This window comes from Moorena sp. SIO3I6, assembly GCF_010672095.1.
Genome location: NZ_JAAHHU010001402.1, coordinates 1 through 1327, shown reverse-complemented (window position 1 = coordinate 1327; position 1327 = coordinate 1). Strand labels below are relative to the sequence as shown.

Annotated in this window: 2 protein-coding genes; both read right to left on the bottom strand. The window is 42.4% G+C overall.

Annotation, left to right across the window (positions count from 1 at the left end; all coding sequences use genetic code 11):
* Positions 1–735: 735 nt before the first annotated feature.
* Positions 736–1236 (bottom strand): hypothetical protein, encoded by a 501-nt coding sequence (locus F6K49_RS49705; RefSeq protein ID WP_293110188.1) that lies wholly within the window; start codon positions 1234–1236, stop codon positions 736–738.
* A 24-nt stretch (positions 1237–1260) separates the two neighbouring features.
* Positions 1261–1327, bottom strand: a 67-nt coding sequence (locus F6K49_RS54115; protein WP_366514361.1) for a YqaE/Pmp3 family membrane protein, incomplete at its 5' end; no start/stop codon positions are given.

The window sequence follows — 1327 nt, the reverse complement described above, 5'->3', positions numbered from 1 at the left end:
AGGGAATGCTCAATGTAACATTCGAGAGTTTTACCGTTAGCGTCCTTCAGCGTAATGTCCCCTTTTGGAGATTCCCCATTTTCTTGGGGGGATTGAGATGAAAACATGGCACTTAATGTGTCTATTATTGGTCAAGTGGTCGTGGAAAGAAATCCAACCTCCCTTTTGACAGTACGCTTTGACAGTACCCGACAGTACCCGACAGTACGCTCAACAAGTGTAGACTGCTTCCAATCACGATAGCACCAAAACCAAATACGAAAGTTCCAGCAGTTGTCTTTGAATCAATTAGTCTATACTATTTATCCAATCATAGGCTTTATGTGGTCATAAGCATTAGTTGACTATGGTATGGCTAAAAATTGCACATTATTCCATCATAGCGAACGCGCCCCTGGTGACCTACGGTCAATTAGTTCTAAAAAAGTTTTGTTAGCAACCTATAAGTATAACTAATCAGTGGGACTTGACATGAGGATAAGAATGTGTTTCTCTAGGAAATCAGCTCGTAAGCAGTCAGCCGTTGGCCTTTGGCCACGCTGTCTTGATGCAGTCGCTCATGGGGGAAACCCCCGCATGAAGGCGCTGCATCGCTACTTGAGGTGCCGTCAGCTTATTTTATTCAAAGGTGCGCTCTTACCATTAATCCTTTAGAATTTATAATTCTAAAGGATTAAAATATAAGCGTGTTCTTCTTAACAAGAATCAGCTCTATTTTAAAGTTACTTAATAAAACTAACGACCCATAATTCGCTGCCGTCCAATTCTCAAGTACTCCCAAACTGGAAATTGATAAAATTCCATCACTAACCAGACAACAATTGCTAAATGGCAGAAAAACGTTAACCCTACCCAAGCAGCTGGAAGCCAAGATATAGGACTATCTGGGGCAGGCGGAAACATATAAACGGCTGCCCCAATTAAAGTGGTTGGACAAACTACAAATGCCAAGGCTAAGAACCAATTCACCCATCCCCATTCAACCCCCTCTAGATGCGCCCCTGTCCACTTTTTGCCATTCCAGTGCCAGGTCATTGGGGGCTGCCGATCAGTTATTTTGAGTATTTGCCTTTCGAGATCAGCAGTGAAAATATGGCGGCACTCGTGACAGGCAAAAGCTTCCATTAATGATAAATTTTGAATTTGACCCACACGACAGACTGGGCAGGGGTAGACTCCCTGATAGTTCAAATCCTTATACTTCACAGGTTGGGATGATTGTTTTGAACTGTACATTTGTAGTCAGTCTAATCCTTTATTTTATCTCTTGGCAATCACCCAAACGGCATGGATAATTCCTGGAATATACCCCAATAGGGTTAAAAGG

What these genes read in the sequence shown, in the direction of transcription:
- F6K49_RS49705 (WP_293110188.1), bottom strand. Translation starts at nt 1,236, where the DNA reads ATGTACAGTTCAAAACAATCATCCCAACCTGTGAAGTATAAGGATTTG.